Genomic DNA, 201 nt, shown 5'->3' with positions numbered 1-201 from the left:
CCGCGCGCTTCGCTTGTTCGCGGGCGGGTGCGCTGAGGTCTGGAGTTGTGAGTTGCCGTCGTCTGGGCCTGACGTGAGTCTGCCCGTGGGATGGCGCTACTCCGGGTGAGCGGGTGTGCTTTATGGTGACACGAACCTCTCCGCCCGGAGGTCAGCGCAAGATGGCCAAGCGCCAGCCCGCCGGGACGGGCAGGCGCTCGC

It is taken from the genome of Paracoccus sp. UBA889 (assembly GCA_002294185.1).
Taxonomy (GTDB): domain Bacteria; phylum Pseudomonadota; class Alphaproteobacteria; order Rhodobacterales; family Rhodobacteraceae; genus Paracoccus.
Note: the sequence above shows the minus strand (reverse complement) of the source record.